The 18,011-nt window shown below is 72.4% G+C and carries 17 protein-coding genes; 16 read left to right on the forward strand and 1 reads right to left on the reverse strand.

From position 1 onward, the window contains the following. Positions 1–105: 105 nt before the first annotated feature. Entirely contained in the window at positions 106–1,176 is a 1,071-nt protein-coding gene (locus ACIPAE_RS15815) for a LacI family DNA-binding transcriptional regulator (RefSeq protein WP_402445546.1), read from the reverse strand. Between the two features lie 50 nt (positions 1,177–1,226). Between ACIPAE_RS15815 and ACIPAE_RS15820 the strand changes: the two genes are divergently transcribed. From ACIPAE_RS15820 to ACIPAE_RS15895, 16 genes are all read left to right on the forward strand, one after another. After that, positions 1,227–2,483 (forward strand): MFS transporter, encoded by a 1,257-nt coding sequence (locus ACIPAE_RS15820; RefSeq protein WP_402445548.1) that lies wholly within the window; start codon positions 1,227–1,229, stop codon positions 2,481–2,483. A gap of 9 nt (positions 2,484–2,492) precedes the next feature. Further along, positions 2,493–3,854 carry a Pup--protein ligase gene (gene pafA, locus ACIPAE_RS15825; protein WP_328461949.1) on the forward strand — a complete coding sequence of 454 codons (1,362 nt, stop codon included), beginning with the start codon at positions 2,493–2,495 and terminating at the stop codon, positions 3,852–3,854. Positions 3,855–4,042: 188 nt separating this feature from the next. After that, a complete protein-coding gene (locus tag ACIPAE_RS15830; RefSeq protein ID WP_329371277.1) occupies positions 4,043–5,068 on the forward strand; it encodes an FKBP-type peptidyl-prolyl cis-trans isomerase in 1,026 nt (341 codons plus the stop codon). A 49-nt stretch (positions 5,069–5,117) separates the two neighbouring features. Continuing rightward, positions 5,118–5,489, forward strand: a complete 372-nt coding sequence (locus ACIPAE_RS15835) for an FKBP-type peptidyl-prolyl cis-trans isomerase (protein ID WP_328461945.1) — start codon at positions 5,118–5,120, stop codon at positions 5,487–5,489. A 246-nt stretch (positions 5,490–5,735) separates the two neighbouring features. Next, a complete protein-coding gene (locus ACIPAE_RS15840; protein ID WP_329371279.1) occupies positions 5,736–6,677 on the forward strand; it encodes a WYL domain-containing protein in 942 nt (313 codons plus the stop codon). Between the two features lie 77 nt (positions 6,678–6,754). Next, on the forward strand, positions 6,755–7,711 hold the full coding sequence (locus ACIPAE_RS15845; protein WP_328461941.1) for a WYL domain-containing protein: 957 nt from the start codon (positions 6,755–6,757) through the stop codon (positions 7,709–7,711). An 85-nt stretch (positions 7,712–7,796) separates the two neighbouring features. Continuing rightward, on the forward strand, positions 7,797–8,027 hold the full coding sequence (locus tag ACIPAE_RS15850) for a hypothetical protein (RefSeq protein ID WP_402445912.1): 231 nt from the start codon (positions 7,797–7,799) through the stop codon (positions 8,025–8,027). Positions 8,028–8,084: 57 nt separating this feature from the next. Then, positions 8,085–8,288, forward strand: a complete 204-nt coding sequence (locus ACIPAE_RS15855) for a hypothetical protein (protein ID WP_328461937.1) — start codon at positions 8,085–8,087, stop codon at positions 8,286–8,288. 212 nt (positions 8,289–8,500) lie between these two features. Next, the gene (gene tatA / locus ACIPAE_RS15860; RefSeq protein WP_328461935.1) at positions 8,501–8,779 is read left to right on the forward strand and encodes a Sec-independent protein translocase subunit TatA; all 279 of its coding nucleotides are present in this window, start codon (positions 8,501–8,503) and stop codon (positions 8,777–8,779) included. Positions 8,780–8,891: 112 nt separating this feature from the next. Continuing rightward, positions 8,892–9,836 carry a twin-arginine translocase subunit TatC gene (tatC, locus tag ACIPAE_RS15865; protein WP_329371283.1) on the forward strand — a complete coding sequence of 315 codons (945 nt, stop codon included), beginning with the start codon at positions 8,892–8,894 and terminating at the stop codon, positions 9,834–9,836. A gap of 224 nt (positions 9,837–10,060) precedes the next feature. Next, entirely contained in the window at positions 10,061–10,963 is a 903-nt protein-coding gene (locus ACIPAE_RS15870; protein ID WP_329371285.1) for a diacylglycerol kinase, read from the forward strand. Positions 10,964–11,082: 119 nt separating this feature from the next. Next, positions 11,083–13,902 (forward strand): DEAD/DEAH box helicase, encoded by a 2,820-nt coding sequence (locus tag ACIPAE_RS15875; protein ID WP_402445553.1) that lies wholly within the window; start codon positions 11,083–11,085, stop codon positions 13,900–13,902. 288 nt (positions 13,903–14,190) lie between these two features. After that, positions 14,191–15,450: an acyltransferase family protein gene (locus tag ACIPAE_RS15880; RefSeq protein ID WP_402445555.1), complete on the forward strand. Its 1,260-nt coding sequence runs from the start codon at positions 14,191–14,193 to the stop codon at positions 15,448–15,450. A gap of 137 nt (positions 15,451–15,587) precedes the next feature. Beyond that, positions 15,588–16,541 (forward strand): hypothetical protein, encoded by a 954-nt coding sequence (locus ACIPAE_RS15885; protein ID WP_402445557.1) that lies wholly within the window; start codon positions 15,588–15,590, stop codon positions 16,539–16,541. After that, positions 16,538–17,170, forward strand: coding sequence for a hypothetical protein (locus tag ACIPAE_RS15890; protein ID WP_402445559.1), 633 nt, complete (start codon positions 16,538–16,540; stop codon positions 17,168–17,170). Before ACIPAE_RS15885 ends, ACIPAE_RS15890 begins: the two co-directional genes overlap by 4 nt. A gap of 159 nt (positions 17,171–17,329) precedes the next feature. Then, positions 17,330–17,947: a TetR/AcrR family transcriptional regulator gene (locus ACIPAE_RS15895; protein ID WP_328461921.1), complete on the forward strand. Its 618-nt coding sequence runs from the start codon at positions 17,330–17,332 to the stop codon at positions 17,945–17,947. The last annotated feature ends 64 nt before the right edge of the window (positions 17,948–18,011 follow it).

The raw sequence follows: 18,011 nt of genomic DNA on the forward strand, positions 1-18,011 counted from the left end.
CCCTGAATTCGCGCGGCTCCTCCGGGAGGAGAGGCCACTCCAGGGGGCGCGGGGAGGTGTGCGACCCGCCACGACGGTGCTGTGCTCGGGTCCGGCGGCGGACCCCTACGGCGCCGGCGGGAGCCCCGTGGAACCGCGGACCACAAGCTGGACCGGGAGCTCGACCGGGGCGACCGGCCGCCCGTCGAGCGCCGCCAGCAACGCCGACATTCCACGGGCGCCCACATCCTCCGCGGGAAGCCGGACGGAGGTGAGCTCCGGGTCGAGCGCGGTCGCCAGCTCCAGATCGTCGAAGCCGGAAACGGACACGTCGTCCGGCACCCTCAACCCGAGCCCGCGGGCGGCCTTGCAGGCGCCCGCGGCGAGAACGTCGCCGTCGCACAGGAGAGCGGTGGGGCGCTCGCCGGAAGCCGTGAGAGCGCGCACCGCGGCCTCACGCGCGGAGCGGACATCCAGCCCGCACCGCTCGGTCGCCAGGCGCGCGCCGTCCACCCCGCCCAGCTCCTCGCGGACCGTCTGCGCGCGGACCCGGAACGTCCAGGTGTCCACGTCGGCGGCGAGATGGGTGATCCGGCGGTGGCCGAGGCCGACCAGGTGGCGTACCACCTGGCGGATGCCGTCCGCGACGGCGAGATCCACGGTCGGTGGACCTCCCTCCGTACCGGGCCCGCTGTCCAGCATCACCAGCGGCAGCCCGCCGTCGGCGATCCCGGCGAGCGCGTCCGCCGCCATGGAGGAGGCGATCACCCCGTCGATCGCGGCGCGCGCGGAGCCGAACGGGTCGCGGGCCGGGCCGACCCCCTCGGGTGACGGGTAGAGCACCACCCCGAAGCCGTGCGCGTCGGCGACCCGCGCCGCGCCCGCGTAGACCCGGGCGAAGTACTCGTGGGTGAGCGCGGGCACCACCAGCAGCGCGGTCCTGGTCCGGCCGAGCCGCAGGCTGCGCGCGGCCAGGTTCGGCCGGTAGTCCAGCTCGCCGGCCGCCGCGCGCACCGCCAGCGCGGTGCGCTCCGAGACCCGCCCGCGCCACTTCCCGCCGAGCACCAGCGACACCGTCGCCTGCGACACGCCGGCCACCCGCGCCACATCCCGTGAGGTGGGTCGATCGCTTCCGGCCACACCGCCCGCCACCTTCCGGAACCGGTCCCACGGCCTGGACCCGTGAGCTGCCGTCATGGTACGTATGACGCTGACGTTATACGTAACACTTGACTGGGGGAGGGGCAATGGCGAGCGGTTACGCCGACCTGCTGCGGGCCCGGCACGCGGTACGGCTGCTCGGCGGGACCCTGCTGGGACGGCTGCCCAACGGGATGTCCGCGCTGGCGATCGTGCTGTTCCTGCGCGCGCACGGCGCGGGCTACGGCCTGGCCGGCACCCTGTCCGCGCTCTACGGGCTCGCGGTGGCCCTCGGGCAGCCGCTGCTCGGACGGGCGGTGGACCGCCGGGGGCAGCCGCGGGTGATGGCCTCGGCGGCGCTGCTGGCCGCGGCCGGTTTCGCGCTGCTGGCCGTCAACGGACCGCGCCCGCTGCCGGTGGCGATCGCCGCGGTGCTGCTCGCCGGGGTCGCCACGCCGCCGCTGGAAGGCGGCCTGCGGGCGCTGTGGCCGATGGTGCTGGACCGCGAGGAGCAGGTGCAGCGGGCCTACGCGCTGGACGCGGCGGCCCAGGAGGTGCTGTTCACGCTCGGCCCGCTGCTGGTCACCGCAGCGGTCGCGGTCGCCTCGCAGGCCGCCGCGCTGGTGCTCGCCGGGCTGCTCGGCGTGGCGGGCACCCTGATCGTCGTCACCTCGGGGCCGTCCCGGCAGTGGCGTGCCCAGGCCCGCGAGCCGCACTGGCTGGGCGCGCTGCGCTCACCCGGACTGCTGGCGCTGCTGGGGTCCTGCTTCTTCGTCGGCATCGCCCTGGGCGCCTTCTCGCTGGCCGCGGTCGCCTACGGGGACGATCACGGCGGCGGTTCCGCCGCGGCGTACCTGCTGGCCGCCAACGGGGCCGGCGCGCTGGTCGGCGGGCTCGTCTACGGCGGGCGGTCGTTCGACGGCGCCCCCGAGCGGCGGCTGCGGCTGCTCGCGGTGGGCCTGGCGGCCTGCTACCCGCCGCTGCTGCTGGTCCCCGCGCTGGGCTGGATGCTGCCGCTCGCCGCGCTGGCCGGGCTCTTCCTGGCGCCCACCCTCGCGTGCGGCTTCCTGGTGGTCGACCGCCACGCCCCGCCTGGCACGGTGACGGAGGCGTTCTCCTGGGTGGTGACCGCGATGGGGGTCGGCGCGGCGCTCGGCACGGCGGTCGCCGGGGTGGTCGCGCAACACGTCGGAACCTCCGCGGGATTCGGTGTTTGCGCGGTGTGCGGTGCCGTGGCGCTGGGCGTACTGCTGTCGACCGGGCGAATCCTGACGGTGCGGGAGGTCGAAACCGATCGGGGTGTTGCGGAAAAAGATCCAAACCGTGGCCCCGATCCCCGTTTCAGCACGTCGCATCAGGCGTAATGTTCAGACATGGACCGCCGCATTTTCGGGCTGGAGAACGAGTACGGCGTCACATGCACGTTCAGGGGACAGCGGCGTCTGTCCCCTGACGAGGTGGCGCGGTACCTCTTCCGCCGTGTCGTGTCATGGGGCCGCAGCAGCAATGTTTTCCTCCGCAATGGGGCCCGCCTCTATCTCGACGTCGGCTCGCACCCGGAGTACGCCACTCCCGAGTGTGACAACGTCACCGAACTCGTCACGCACGACAAAGCCGGTGAACGCATCCTTGAGGGCCTTCTGGTGGACGCCGAGCGGCGCCTGCACGAGGAGGGCATCGCGGGTGATGTCTACCTGTTCAAGAACAACACCGACTCGGCCGGCAACTCCTACGGTTGCCACGAGAATTACCTGGTCGCCCGGCACGGCGAATTCTCCCGGCTGGCGGACATCCTCATTCCGTTCCTCGTCACCCGTCAGTTGCTGTGCGGCGCGGGCAAGGTGCTGCAGACCCCGCGCGGCGCGGTCTTCTGCGTGAGCCAGCGCGCCGAGCACATCTGGGAGGGCGTCAGCTCGGCGACCACCCGGTCCCGTCCGATCATCAACACCCGTGACGAGCCGCACGCCGACGCCGAGCGGTACCGCCGGCTGCACGTCATCGTCGGGGACTCCAACATGTCGGAGACCACGATGCTGCTCAAGGTCGGCGCCACCGACCTGGTGCTGCGGATGATCGAGGCCGGCACCGTGATGCGCGATCTGACGCTGGAGAACCCGATCCGGGCCATCCGCGAGGTCAGCCACGACATCACCGGCCGCCGCAAGGTCCGGCTCGCCTCCGGCCGGGAGGCGTCCGCGCTCGACATCCAGCAGGAGTACTACTCCAAGGCCGTCGAGTTCTGCGAGCGCCGCGGCATCCGCAGCGGTGTCATCGACCAGGTCCTGGAGCTGTGGGGCCGCGCCCTGGAGTCGATCGGCAGCGGCGACCTGTCGAAGATCGGCACCGAGATCGACTGGGTGATGAAGTACCAGCTCATCGAGCGCTACCGGAACCGCGACAACATCACCATGTCCCACCCGCGGGTCGCGCAGATAGACCTCGCCTACCACGACATCCACCGCCGCCGCGGGTTGTACTACCTGCTGGAGCGGAAGGGCCAGGCCAAGCGGATCTGCAGCGACCTGAAGATCTTCGAGGCCAAGTCGGTGCCGCCGCAGACCACCCGGGCCCGGCTGCGCGGTGACTTCATCCGGCGCGCCCAGGAGCAGCGCCGCGACTTCACCGTCGACTGGGTGCACCTGAAGCTGAACGACCAGGCGCAGCGCACCGTGCTGTGCAAGGACCCGTTCCGGTCGGTGGACGACCGGGTGGAGAAGCTGATCGCCGGGATGTGACCCGGAAGGATGCGACCGGTGTGAGGTGACCGGGCGTATCCACCACAGCATCCACACAGGCCCCGTGCGTATCTCGTACGGGGCCTGTCGCACGCCGTAGGGTATGGGGCTGTACTTGTGTTCCCCCCATGATCCACCCGTCAGTCCCCAGCACGCCCCCCACCCCGACGACAGTAACGAGGAACTCCGTGCGCCGACGCTCAGCACTGCTCGCAGTCCCCGCGCTCATGCTCACCGCCGCCGGCTGCGGCAAAGACAGCAAGAGCGGGTCGGCGAAGTCCAGTTCGACGCCCTCGACGACGTCCTCGACGACGCCGCCCACGTCGCCGACCACCTCCGCGACCCCGAAGGCGGAGATCGTCTCCGGCCCGGTGCCGGCGATCACCGCGGGCACGGCCTTCGACCAGAAGCCGACCATCGCCAAGGGCACCGGCACCCCCTCCACCAAGCTCGCCGTCAAGACGGTGATCAAGGGCGACGGGCCGAAGATCGTCAGCGGCGACTACGTCCAGGTCAACTACCTGGGCCAGATCTGGAACACCGCGAAGGTCTTCGACACCTCCTTCGGCAAGAGCCCGTACACCAACGTGATCGGCCAGGGAAAGCTCATCCCGGGCTGGGACCAGGGCCTGGTCGGCCAGCAGGTGAAGAGCCGGGTGGAGATGGCGATCCCGCCGTCGCTGGGCTACGGCAGCAGCGGCAACTCGCAGGCCGGCATCAAGGGCACCGACACGCTGGTGTTCGTCATCGACGTGCTCAACCGCTTCAACGGGAAGAGCTCGTCGACCGGGAAGGTGGTGCCGCAGACCAATGCGGACCTGCCGAAGTCCGGCACCAACACCGACGGCAAGATCCCGTCGCTGACCATCCCGAAGGGCGTCAAGGCCCCCACCAAGCTCGTCTCCGAGTACATCCTCGAAGGCGACGGCCCGGTGATCAAGTCCACCGACGCGGTGCTGGCGCAGTACCAGGGCAAGGTGTGGAGCACCGGCAAGGAGTTCGACTCCAGCTACAGCCGCGGCGAGCTGGCGGCCTTCGAGCTGAGCCAGCTCATCCAGGGCTGGCAGCAGGGCCTGGTCGGGAAGAAGGCCGGCAGCCGGGTGCTGCTGGTGACGCCGGGCTCGCTCGCCTACGGTGCCAACCCGCCCTCGGGCAGCGGCATCCCGAAGAACGCGACGCTGGTGTTCACGCTCGACGTGCTGGCCATCCTGTGAGGTCTGCAAGACTGTCCAGGTTGCCCGCAACAGCACAAGGAGCACCGCAGTGAGCATCGACAAGCCCGAGATCGACTTCCCGGGCGGCGAGCCGCCGGCCGACCTGGAGGTCAAGGACATCTGGGAGGGCGACGGCCCGGTCGCGAAGGCCGGCGACACCGTCTCCGTCCACTACGTCGGCGTGGCGTTCTCCACCGGCGAGGAGTTCGACGCGAGCTGGAACCGCGGTACGCCGCTTCAGTTCCAGCTCGGTGTCGGCCAGGTCATCGCCGGCTGGGACCAGGGCGTGCAGGGCATGAAGGTCGGCGGCCGCCGCCAGCTGACCATCCCCTCGCACCTCGCCTACGGCGACCGCGGCGCCGGCGCCGCGATCCGCCCGGGTGAGACCCTGATCTTCGTCTGCGACCTGGTCGCCGTCTGACCCCCCTCTCGGTGTCGACGGTCGATCATGCTCGGCCCCGCCTTCGTCGGGGCCCGCGCGTGTTCTTCCTTCCGACACCGGCGCGCCCTTCGGCTCGCGCACCGGGGCGACCTGGACACGTTCACGTGTGAACCCAGGGCGCTGCCCGTGACCGCGGCCCCCGCCCACCCGGCGGGGGCCGCGGTTTTGGGTCGACGCCCAGGAGCGGTACGGTCAGCGGCGAGGGCGCAAACGGAGGGCTTGCAGATGGCGATTGCCAAGGCTGAGCGGTTGATGAACCTTGCGCTGTGCCTGATGAACACCCGGCGCCCGGTCAGCAAGCGTGAGCTGCGCGCGTCGATCGAGGCGTACCACGAGGTCACCTCGGACGAGTCGTTCAACCGGATGTTCGAGCGCGACAAGGACGACCTGCGCGAACTCGGCCTGGTCATCGACACCGTGGAGAGCATCGACGGCGACTTCGGGTACCTCGCCCGCAGCGACCGCAACCGGCTGCCGGACATCGCCCTGGACCCGGAGGAGGCCGCCGCGCTCGCGCTGGCCGCGAAGGTCTGGCAGCAGGCACGGCTCGCCGAGGCCGCCAGCGGGGCGCTGCAGAAGCTGCGCGCGGCCGGTGTGCCGTACGAGGACGCCACCAGCGCGCTGGAGCCGCGGATTCCGGCCCCGGAGCCGGCCTTCGAGGCACTGATGGTCGCCACCCGTGAGCGCAAGGCGGTCGCCTTCGACTACCGCAAGGCGAACGCGGTACGGCCCGAGCCGCGGCTGGTCGAGCCGTGGGCGCTGGAGTGCTGGCGCGGCCACTGGTACCTGGCCGGCCACGACCGCGACCGCGGCGACGTCCGGGTCTTCCGGCTGTCGCGGATCTCCGGCCGGGTCAAGGTGCGCGGGGCGTTCACCGCCGAGGTGCCCGACCACATCGACGTCCGTGAGACCGTGGCCCGTTGGGCCGGTGAGGGCGCCACCGCCGCCACCGCGCGGATCAGGCTGCGCCGGGACAGCGGCTACCCGCTGCGCGCCCGCGCGGTCGCCACCACCCCGGTCGACGCGGACTGGGACGAGCTGGAAGTCCCGTACGGGCATGGCCTGGACGCCTGGCTCGCGGAGTTCGGCCCCGACGTGGTCGTGGTGGCCCCCGACGAACTGCGCGCGGACCTGGTGGACCGGCTGCGCGCGGTGGCGAAGGGCTAGGCGATGGCCGAGACATCCCTTCGGGGCCCTGTGCGGACCCGGCCCGAGCGACCTGTGAGCCAGTGGGGGAGTGACCGATGAGCAACGCGATCGACCAGACCCGCAGGATGCTGTCCCTGGTGACGTATCTGCGCGAGCGGCCCGGGGCGCGGGTGAGCGAGGTGGCGCGGGCCTTCGGGGTCAGCGAGGCCGAGCTGATCGGCGACCTGAACGTGCTGCCGCTGTGCGGCACCAGCTTCAGGGGCGGCGACCTGCTGGACATCGACACCGACGGCGAGCGGATCTGGTGGCACAACCCGGGCACCGCCGACGACGTGGCGCAGCCGCTGCGGCTGGCAGCCGACGAGGCGACCGCGCTGCTGGTCGCCGCCCGGGCGGTGGCGAACCTGCCGGGGCTGCGCGAGGGCGACCGGCAGGCGTTGCAGCGGGCCGCCGCGAAGCTGGAGACGGCGGCCGGTGAGGCGGCCGGGGCGAGCGGGCGTCTGTCGGTGACGTTCGAGTCGGAGGGCAGCGTGTTCGCCACCGTGGACCGCGCGCTGACCGAGCGCCGCCGGCTGTGGATGCGCTACTACTCGCCGGCCCGCGACACCCTCACCGACCGCGAGGTGGACCCGATCCGGCTCTTCGCGGTCGGCCACACCTACGTGGAGGGCTGGTGCCGGCTGTCGGAGGACCGCCGCACCTTCCGGCTGGACCGGGTCGCCGAGATCCGGCTGCTCGACGAGCCGTCCGACCCGCCGCGGATGGAGCCGCGCGACCTGTCGCAGGGGCTGGTGCAGCCGGCCGGCGACGACCCCGAGGTGGTGGTCGAGGTGGGGCCCGGCGGCCGCTGGGTCGCGGAGTACTACCCGCACGACAGTGCCGAGGAGCTGCCCGACGGCGGTCTGCGGATCACCCTGCGCACGCCCGACCCCGGTTCGCTGCGGCGGCTCGCGCTGCGGCTGGGCCGCGACGGCCGGATCGTCTCCCCGCCCGACCTCGCCGACGGCGCCCGCGAAGCGGCGGTGCGGGCCCTGGCCGCCTACGGTGAGTGAGGGGACGAGCGGCGGTACGGCCCCGGTGGAGTGCCCGCCGCAGAACGGCCCGCAGTCGCCGTCGCAACCGCCGTCGGCGTCCGCGGTGCCCGCCGTGCCCGCCGTCCTGTTCCGCGCGAACTGCACGCACTGCCGCAGCAGCTTCGAGCTGGACGCCGCGGCCCTGCGGCTGGCCATCGGCGCCTCGTCCCGCACCACCTTCTACTCCTTCATCTGCCCCGAGTGTGGCGAGGCGGTCCGCAAGCCGGCGGGGGAGCGGATCATCGAGCTGCTCACCGGCGGCGGGGTCCCCACGATGCGGCTGACCGGCCGCTGAGGCCCCGCGCGGGGCGATCGCACCCGGCCGGGCCGTCCACCGATAGGCTCGCGGCCCATGTGGTGGCTTTTTCTCTACGTCGGCCTGTCGACCGCGGGGCTCCTGGTACTGGGGGTGCTGGCGGTACGCGTCTTCGCGGCCGTCCAGGCGCTCGCCCACCAGGTCGCCGCCAGCACCGAGGCGCTGACCGCGGCGAGCGAGCGGTTGCGGCGGGCGGCCCGGCCGTTGGCCGAACGGACCGGAGAGATCTCGCGGCCCTGAGCCCTGCCGCGATTCCGGCAGGTGAGGGTACTCTGGCCCGGGCGGCCCGCGAACGACGCGCGGCTCGGGCCGCAGCCGGATGGACGACGGTGCTCTCTCCGCCGTTCACCGCCGCGCGCTACGATCACTGCGCGGCACGGCTCCGGGCACCCGCCCGGCTCCGCACCGCGGACGCACGGACCACGCCGCCAAGGTGAGAAGGTAGACCTCTTATGCTCGGCAACCTCAAGCCCCTGGAAATCCTCCTCATCGTCGCCGTCATCGTCGTCCTGTTCGGTGCGAAGAAGCTTCCGGACCTGGCGCGTTCGGTCGGCAAGTCCGCCCGCATCCTCAAGAGCGAGGCCAAGGCGATGAAGAACGACCACGCGTCGTCCTCGGCCGAGGAGCCCGCCGCGCCGCAGACCGCCGCTCGTACCATCCAGTCCGCCCCGGGCGACACCGCCAGCGCCCGCCCGGTGAGCGAGCCGGAGCGCACCACCAGCCAGAGCTGATCCGAGACCGATTACCGCGTCCGGCCGTCCCCTGCGGCGGCCGGCGACAGGTGAAGGACCAAGCCGGGACCGGTCGCGCCGGTGACGGCTGCCGCACGAGACGAGGACGTGGGTGCTCAAGACTGCCCGCAAGCAGACCAAGGACCCCGAGGGCCGGATGCCCCTCGCGGACCATCTGCGTGAGCTGCGCAACAGGCTGTTCAAGTCGGTCTTGGCGATCCTCGTTGTCACGATCGTGGCAGCGGTGTTCTACAAGCACATCATCGAGCTGCTCCAGCACCGCATTCCGGCCGGTGTGCGCTGCGTGAACGGCGCGATGCCCGCGTCGCAGCAGAAGGAGCACACCGAGGCGTGCGCGCAGATGACCGTCAGCGGTCTGCTGGGCGGTTTCTCGATCGCGCTGAAGGTCTCGCTGATGGCCGGCGTGGTCGTCTCCTCCCCGGTGTGGCTCTACCAGCTGTGGGCGTTCCTCGCGCCCGGCCTGCACAAGAGCGAGAAGCGCTACACGCTGGGCTTCGTCGCCGCCGGTGTGCCGCTGTTCCTGGCGGGTGCGGTGCTCGCCTACGCGATCCTGCCGCAGACCGCGCGGATCATGATCGGCTTCGTGCCGAGCGACACCACCAACCTGCTGCCGCTCGACGACTTCCTGGACCTGGTGGCCCGGATGATCGTCGTGTTCGGCCTCGCCTTCGAGCTACCACTCGTGCTGGTGCTGCTGAACTTCACCGGGATAGTGACCGGGCGCCGGATGCTGGGCTGGTGGCGCGGGATGGTCATCGGCATCACCGTCTTCGCCGCGGTCGCCACGCCGACGGGCGACCCGCTGACCATGTCGCTGCTGGCCGCGCCGATCGTGCTGCTGTACTTCCTGGCGATGGGTGTCTGCTTCTTCAACGACCGGCGCCGTGACCGACGCCGCGCGGCCGACCCCGACTTCGGGCTCGACCCCGATGAGGCTTCCGGCCTCGACTACGTGCCCGAGCAGGTCGATGCGCAGGCGTTCGACGCGGATGCCGAGCGGCGGACCGCAGACGACGACTACGACGACGCGACCTGAGCGGATTCCTCTGCCGCGGGTGCGGTTCCCCGCCGTGACGGTTCCGGTCCGCTGCCGGGTGCGCCCGGTGGCGGGCCGGTCGCGCGGTTCCCCGCGCCCCTGAGCAGGTGCGGCTGCTTCGCAGCGCACCGCCGCGGAACCGGGGGCCGTAGGGCACCGTGCGGGGCATCCGGATGGTGCCCGGATCTACCGCGGGGGGTCCGCGGAACGATATCGTCGCGCCGGTGACCAGCGAGATCACCCTTTTCGTCAACCCGTCCGCCGGCCGCGGGCGGGGTGCCAAGGCGGCGCAGCCGGCCGCCCGGGAACTCAGGGCGGCCGGCTTCGCCGTCCGCACGGTGGTCGGCACCGACGCGGGGGACGCGCTCGTCCGGGCCCGCGCCGCGGTCACCCGCGGGACGGGGGCCCTCGTGGCGGTCGGCGGCGACGGCCTGGTGTCGCTGGCGCTCCAGGCCGTGGCGGGCACGGCCACCCCGCTGGGCGTGGTCGCGGTCGGCACCGGCAACGACTTCGCGCGGGTCAACGGCCTGCCGGTGCGGGACCCGGCAGCCGCGGGCCGGGTCGTCGCACGGGCGCTGACGGAAGGCCGTACGAGGTCGCTGGACCTCGGGCGGGTCGGCGGCGGGCCGGGCGGCCACCGCTGGTTCGGCACGGTGCTCGCCTCCGGCTTCGACTCGCGGGTCAACGACCGCGGCAACCGGATGCGCTTCCCCGGCGGCCGTTTCCGGTACGACGTGGCGATGCTCGCGGAACTGGCCGCGCTGCGCCCGATCCGCTACACCGTCGCCTTCGACGACACCGACGAGCGGGAACTGGAGGCGACCCTCATCGCGGTCGGCAACGGCTCCTCCTACGGCGGCGGCATGCGGATCTGCGCCGACGCGCAGATGGACGACGGGCTCTTCGACGTGTGCGTGGTCGGCCCGTGCAGCCGCACCACGCTGCTGCGGGTCTTCCCGCGGGTCTACCGCGGCACCCACCCCAGCCACCCGGTGGTCACCGTGCACCGTGCCGCGCGGGTGCGGCTGGCCGCGGTCGGCGTCACCGGATACGCCGACGGGGAGCCGGTCGGGCCGCTCCCGCTGACCGCGCAGACCGTGCCGGGCGCGCTGCGGCTGCTGGTCTGAACGGCGCGCGGACCGGCGCGCGGGGGTGCCGCGGCGGGCCCGGAACCGTATCCGGGAGAGCAGCCGGGCGGTAAAGGTCACGCACGGTGTCGGTGCCCCCGGGTAGGCTCATGCGGGAGATGACCGATGAGATGTCGCCAGCCGAGCGCTACGCCGCCAGCCGTCGCCGCGCTGAAGAGAACGCCACCGCGCTCGCGCAGTTCCGCGAGCTGTACGAGTTCGGCCTCGACCCGTTCCAGATAGACGCCTGCCGCGCCCTTGAGGGCGGCAGCGGCGTCCTGGTCGCCGCGCCCACCGGCTCGGGAAAGACCATCGTCGGCGAGTTCGCCGTCCACCTGGCCCTGGCCGAGGGCCGCAAGTGCTTCTACACCACGCCCATCAAGGCCCTGTCCAACCAGAAGTACAACGACCTGGCGAAGCGCTACGGCGCCGACAAGGTCGGCCTGCTCACCGGCGACAACAGCGTCAACGGCGACGCGCCCGTGATCGTCATGACCACCGAAGTCCTGCGCAACATGCTCTACGCGGGTTCTCCCGCACTCGACGGCCTCGGCTACGTGGTGATGGACGAGGTGCACTACCTCTCCGACCGCTTCCGCGGCGCCGTGTGGGAAGAGGTGATCATCCACCTGCCGCAGTCGGTGACCTTGGTGTCGCTGTCCGCGACCGTCTCCAACGCCGAGGAGTTCGGCGACTGGCTGGACACCGTCCGCGGCGACACCAAGGTGATCGTCTCCGAGCACCGGCCGGTGCCGCTGTGGCAGCACGTCCTGGCCGGGCGGCGGATGTACGACCTGTTCGAGGAGAAGTCCGGGCCCGCCGACCCCGGCGGGCGCCGCGAGGTCAACACCGACCTCGAACGCCTGGCCCGGATGGAGAACCAGCGCACCTACCCGCGCGGCAAGCGCGGCCGGGAGGCGGACCGGGAGCGCGAGCGGCGTTCCCGCAGCCGGATCTGGACGCCCAGCCGGGCCGAGGTGATCGACCGGCTCGACAACGAGGGCCTGCTGCCCGCGATCACCTTCATCTTCAGCCGGGCCGGCTGCGAGGCCGCCGTCCAGCAGTGCCTGTACGCGGGCCTGCGGCTGAACAACGACGAGGCCAGGGCCCGGGTGAGGTCCATCGTCGAGGAGCGCACCCGCGCCATCCCCGACGAGGACCTGCACGTCCTGGGCTACTTCGAGTGGCTGGAGGGCCTGGAGCGCGGCATCGCCGCCCACCACGCCGGCATGCTGCCCACCTTCAAGGAGGTGGTCGAGGAGCTGTTCGTCAAGGGCCTGGTCAAGGCGGTGTTCGCCACCGAGACACTGGCGCTGGGCATCAACATGCCGGCCCGCTCGGTGGTGCTGGAGAAGCTGGTGAAGTGGAACGGCGAGACCCACGCCGACATCACCCCCGGCGAGTACACCCAGCTCACCGGCCGCGCCGGGCGGCGCGGCATCGATGTCGAGGGCCACGCGGTGGTGCTGTGGCAGCGTGGCTTCGACCCGACCGCCGTCGCCGGCCTGGCCGGCACCCGCACGTACCCGCTGCGCTCGTCCTTCAAGCCGTCGTACAACATGGCGGTCAACCTGGTCGGGCAGTTCGGGCGGCACCGCTCCCGGGAGCTGCTGGAGACGTCGTTCGCGCAGTTCCAGGCGGACCGCTCGGTGGTCGGCATCTCCCGGCAGGTGCAGCGCAACGAGGAAGGGCTCGACGGCTACCAGGAGTCGATGACCTGCCACCTCGGCGACTTCGACGCCTACATGCGGCTGCGCCGCGAGCTGAAGGAGCGCGAGGCCGAACTGTCCCGGCAGGGCGCCGCGCAGCGCCGGGCGGCCGCCTCGGACGCGCTGGAGAAGCTGAAGCCCGGCGACATCATCCATGTACCGGCCGGGAAGTACGCCGGCCTGGCGCTGGTGCTGGACCCGGGGGTGCCCGCCGGGCGGGCCGCCGGCCCCCGGCGCGGCGAGGAGTACCACGACGGGCCGCGCCCGCTGGTGCTCACCGCCGAACGCCAGGTCAAGCGGCTGGCGCAGATGGACTTCCCGGTGCCCGTCGAGGCGCTGGACCGGATGCGCATCCCCAAGTCGTTCAACCCGCGCAGCCCGCAGTCCCGGCGCGACCTCGCCTCGGCGATGCGCACCAAGGCCGGCACCGCCGGCTGGGCGGCGCCGGCCCGGCACCGCAAGCAGCGTTCGGCCGCCGCCGACGACACCGAGATCGCCCGGCTGCGCAGCGAGATCCGCGCGCATCCCTGCCACGGCTGCGCCGACCGTGAGGACCACGCCCGGTGGGCCGAGCGGTACCACCGACTGCGCCGCGACACCCAGCAGTTGGAGCGGCGGATCGAAGGCCGTACCAACACCATCGCGCGGACCTTCGACCGGGTCTGCGCGGTGCTGGCCGAGTTGGACTACCTCGACGGCGACACCGTCACCCCCGAGGGGCGCCGGCTGGCCCGGCTCTATGGCGAACTCGACCTGCTGGCCAGCGAATGCCTGCGGGACGGGGTGTGGGACGGCCTCGGCCCGGCCGAACTCGCCGCGTGCGCCTCGGCGTTGGTCTACGAGTCCCGGCAGTCCGACGACGCCGTGATGCCGAAACTCCCGACCGGCAACGCGAAGGCGGCGCTCGGCGAGATGGTGCGGATCTGGGGCCGGCTGGACGCGTTGGAGGAGGACCACCGGATCAACCAGACCGAGGGCGTGGGCCAGCGCGAGCCCGACCTCGGCTTCGCGTGGCCCGCGTACCGCTGGGCGTCCGGCCACGGCCTGGACGCGGTGCTCTCCGACGCCGACATGCCCGCGGGGGACTTCGTGCGCTGGTGCAAGCAGCTCATCGACGTGCTGGGCCAGATCGGCAACGCGGCGCCCGAGGGCAGCCCGGTGCGGCGCAACGCCCGCAAGGCGGTGGACGGGCTGCTGCGCGGCGTGGTGGCGTACTCCTCGGTCGGGTGAACTTCGCCACGCCGCGTTGACGGCGGCGGCGGGCCGCCCGATCCGGGCCGGTCCGCCGCCGCCGTCCGCCGAGCCCTCGCCAACTCCCCGGCGGCCTGCCGCGACTTGGGCCCGCCACGGGTTTCCCGGACACCGCCGTGACCTGCCACTCGGCGCGTTCCACCGGCTCTGAGCTGTGCGGATCGTGTGAGAACACGGTTCCGTTTTATGGGGCGTTTACCAGAACACTGCTTGGCTGAGGCGAATGTATTTGCCATCAATCAGCGATAGCAGGGAAGCGGTACCTGCGTGAGCAGTCAACCCCCCACCAGCACGCGCCAGGACAGCGGCCAACGAGAGGCGGCAACAGGAGGACCGGAGAGCGCGCCGTTTCCCTCGGCGGTCAGGACCCCCGGCAAGCGGGTCAACGGCATCGACGGGCTGCGCACGCTGGCCGTGATGCTCGTCATCGTCTACCACTTCAACCCGGACAAGCTGCCCGGTGGCTCCATCGGTGTGGACGTCTTCTACACCATCAGCGGTTTCGTGATCACCCGGTTGCTCATCGCGGAGTTCGCCAGGACCGGCGACATCAGCCTGCGGCAGTTCTACCGCCGCCGCTGGCTGCGGCTGGTGCCCGCGCTCCTGGTGGTCTGCGCCGTGACCGCGCTGCTGAGCTTCGCGCCGGTGCAGTCCTTCCGGCACGGCGTCTCGGCGGCCCTGCTGGCCGCTTTCTCGCTGGTCAACCTGGTCCGCGCGGCCCAGTCCGGCGCCTACACCGGTGTGACCGCCCCCCTCGGGCACACCTGGTCGCTCGGCGTCGAGGAGCAGTTCTACCTGCTGTGGCCGCCGGTGCTGCTCCTGCTGCTGCGCCGGCTCAAGGCCCGTACGGTGCTGATCGCCGCGGCCGTGCTCACGCTGCTGCCCGTGCTGTGGCGCTTCCACCTGTGGAACGCCGAGGCCGCGCACCGCATCTACAACGGGCCCGACACCCGCGCCGACCAGCTGCTGGCCGGTGCGGTGCTGGCGATCGTGCTCGCCCGGCTCGCCCCGGACGACCCCTGGCGGGAGACGTTGCGGACCTGGTCGGCGCGGCTGTGGGTGCCCGCGTTCGCGCTGCTGGGCCTGATGGCCTGGCAGCTGCAGATCACCGGCGACAGCGCGTGGATCGCGCCGGAGTACACCATCGGCTTCCTCGTCACCGCGCTGCTCGCCGTGGTGCTGCTGACCTCGCTGGAACTCCTGCCGGGCTCGCCGCTGAACAGAGTGCTCTCGCTCGCCCCGCTCGCCTGGATCGGCCGCAACCTCAGCTACGGGCTCTACCTGTGGCACTACCCGCTGATGCACCTGCTGAGCGACCTGGGTGTCGAGCGCATGCTCTTCCCCTCCACGCTGCTCGCCACCTTCATCATGGCGCTGGCCTCCTACTTCCTCGTGGAGGAGCCGTGCCGGCGCATCAAGCAGCGCGGCCGCGGCCGTGGCACGCCGACCGGGCGGAGCGGGGGAGGGCTGCGCACACCGGAGCAGGTCCTGCCGACGTCGGTGGGCGCCCCGGGCCGGGCCCGGTAGCAACTCGCGCCCCGGGCGGCCCTGTTCTCGCCCCTGTCACTCGGGTTGCGGGCGGGCCGGCCGGCATCGTCGCCGGGGGCCGGTGACTCGCGCGGATCGGGCCCGCGGGCCCGCGGGGTTCGCGTAGGTTCTGGCGCATGGCCACTACGGTGCGGCTCAGTCCGCTGCTTGAGGAGCATTCGAGGGCGCTCGGCGTCGACCTCGGGTACTTCGTCGTCGTGTACGCGGTGGTGGCGTTCTCCACGCACACGGACGTGCGCGGCTGGTGGGCGTTGGCGGTGCTGGGGTCGGTGGTGGTCTTCCACTGGCTCCAGATGCGGTTCCTGGTGAAGCTGGTCTTCGACGACCAGGGCGTCACCATCCAGCGGGTGGTGCGCCGCAGGCGCTTCGCCTGGGCGGGCATCGGCGGCCTGGTCTACTCCGAGCGCGGGTCGGGCACCGCGAACACCCCTTCCACGTACCAGTTGCGGCTGGTACTGCGCGGGCAGGAACCGCCACTGGGCCGGTTCCTGACCCAGGTGCAGCGCCAGGACTACTGCGGGGGACCGGTGCTGATGGCGCCGGCCACCCTCGACGACGACGGCGAGAGCAAGGGCGACCACCAACGGCGCCTGGTCCTCAAGGAGTTGGAGGAGCACGGCTTCCCTCCTCCGGCGATGAAGCCGTGGGAGTTCCGCACCCCGCGGTTCAGCGCCCGGGCGCTGACCGCGGCCGTCGCGATGGACCTGCGCGGCACCCATGCGGTGGCCGTACGGCACGGCGCGGGGGTCGCCGCGGAGGAACGGCCGCTGCTGGCCCGTACGTTGCCGGAACTGGCCGAGGCGAACGGCGGAGCGGACACCACGTTGCGCGAACCGGACTTCGTCAGCTTCTTCTTCGAGGGCCCGGCGGCGGCCGATCACGCGGCGGCGTTCCTGGCCGCGGCGCGCGAGGTCGTGCCCGCGCACTGGGGGGTGACGGCGGGGACGCTGCCGGCGGAGGAGGAGCCGTCGGGAGTGGCGGCGCCCGGTGCGGTGGGGCCCGCGGGGGCCAGGGCCGCGGTGCCCGCGTCCGTCTCCGCAGTGGCCGAGCGCGAGGAGGATGCCCGGTGAACCGCCGTCTGCCGTGGTGGAGTTGGGGTTTCGTGGCGGGCGGGGTGGCCGGCTTCCTGGGGCTGGTCACCCACTGGTTCAGCACGGTGCCGCCGAGCGGGGCGCCACTGGGCACCGGTGGCCATGGCTACGGCGCGTTCTCGGTCCACTGGCTGGGGGTGCTCGGGCCGGTGTTCATGCTGCTGGAGGGCGGGCGCTGGTTCGGGGCGCTGCGCGGCTGGTGGCGGGTCCCGGCGCTGTCCGACTGGCGGCGCGGCGGCTCCCGCCCGGCGGATCGGACGGCTCCGGTGGCTTCGGCCGCGTCCCCCGCGTCCCCCGTCTCCTCGGCGGACTCCGCTCCCCAGGACGACGGTGACCCGGGTGAGGGCGCCGGCCCCGGCGGGCTGATCGGCCTGGCTGCCCTCGCCCTGCTCGGGATCTGCCGCGCGGCCGTGCCGACCCACCTCACCGTCTTCGCCATCGGCGGTACCGACCCCGGCCGCCGGGACATGGCGTACGCCGTCCACGTCGACTTCGGCTTCTGGTGCATGCTGGTCGGCTCGCTGCTCTTCGTCGCCTGCGGCGCGCTCGGCTGGTTCACCCGCGAACGGATCTTCCGCCGCCCCTCGTCCGTGCCCGTCCCGGACTAGGCCCGGACCAGGGCCGGATCAGGGGCCGGACCGGAGCCCAGCCTTCGGGGGGCGAGGCGTTCACGCGGGCGCGCGCCTGGCAAGGGTGCGTCGCGGGGGACGGTCCGGTTCCGGTCAGCTTCGATAATGCTCCGGGGAAGGGCGGCGGAAGGAGCGGGGATGGCGGAGACGTTCAAGCGGCGCACACCGAGCCAGTGGGGTGAGGGGGCCGCGCTGAAGACGGAGATCCTGTCGGCGGCGGCGCGGCTGCTGGCGGCGGCCGGGCGCGAGGACGCGGTGTCGTTGCGCGCCGTCGCCAGGGAGGTCGGGATCTCCGCACCCAGCATCTACCTGCACTTCAAGGACCGTTCCGACCTGGTGGCGGCCGTGACGCAGCAGGCGTACGAGACGCTGGTCGCCGACCTGCACGCGACGTGGGACCGGCAGGAGCACTCGGGGCCGCCGGCCGCGCTGCGCGCGATGGCCCACCGGTACTGCGGGTTCGCGCTGGAGAACCCGACGCGCTACCGGCTGATGTTCGGTCTTGAGCGGGTCACGGCGCCGCGCGAGCAGTCCCCGCAGCACCCGGTGTGGCTGCTGTACGGGGTGTGGCAGGACGCGGTGGCCGCCTGCCGCACCGCCCGGCCGGGTGCGGAGCGGGACCGCAAGGACGCGCTGCTGCTGTGGTCCGCCCTGCACGGGATCGTGGCCATCACGATGGCCCTGCCCTTCGAGGCGGACCTGGAGAGCATCGCGCACCGGGCGGACGACCTGCTCGACCGCGTGATGGCCGAATAGCGACGACGGCGCCCTCCGTGGTGTTGATGTGACGCACGGTGTCGATATCGTTGCCCATGGCACC

Origin of the sequence: Streptomyces sp. NPDC087270, from assembly GCF_044744625.1 — a bacterium.
GTDB lineage: Bacteria > Actinomycetota > Actinomycetes > Streptomycetales > Streptomycetaceae > Actinacidiphila.

Coding starts and splice junctions, on each gene's coding strand:
- tatA (WP_328461935.1), top strand. CDS start 8,501: ATGCTCGGCAACCTCAAGCCCCTGGAAATCCTCCTCATCGTCGCCGTC.
- ACIPAE_RS15840 (WP_329371279.1), top strand. CDS start 5,736: ATGGCGATTGCCAAGGCTGAGCGGTTGATGAACCTTGCGCTGTGCCTG.
- ACIPAE_RS15895 (WP_328461921.1), top strand. CDS start 17,330: ATGGCGGAGACGTTCAAGCGGCGCACACCGAGCCAGTGGGGTGAGGGG.
- ACIPAE_RS15820 (WP_402445548.1), top strand. CDS start 1,227: ATGGCGAGCGGTTACGCCGACCTGCTGCGGGCCCGGCACGCGGTACGG.
- pafA (WP_328461949.1), top strand. CDS start 2,493: ATGGACCGCCGCATTTTCGGGCTGGAGAACGAGTACGGCGTCACATGC.
- ACIPAE_RS15855 (WP_328461937.1), top strand. CDS start 8,085: ATGTGGTGGCTTTTTCTCTACGTCGGCCTGTCGACCGCGGGGCTCCTG.
- ACIPAE_RS15845 (WP_328461941.1), top strand. CDS start 6,755: ATGAGCAACGCGATCGACCAGACCCGCAGGATGCTGTCCCTGGTGACG.
- ACIPAE_RS15885 (WP_402445557.1), top strand. CDS start 15,588: ATGGCCACTACGGTGCGGCTCAGTCCGCTGCTTGAGGAGCATTCGAGG.
- ACIPAE_RS15815 (WP_402445546.1), bottom strand. CDS start 1,176: ATGACGGCAGCTCACGGGTCCAGGCCGTGGGACCGGTTCCGGAAGGTG.
- ACIPAE_RS15875 (WP_402445553.1), top strand. CDS start 11,083: ATGACCGATGAGATGTCGCCAGCCGAGCGCTACGCCGCCAGCCGTCGC.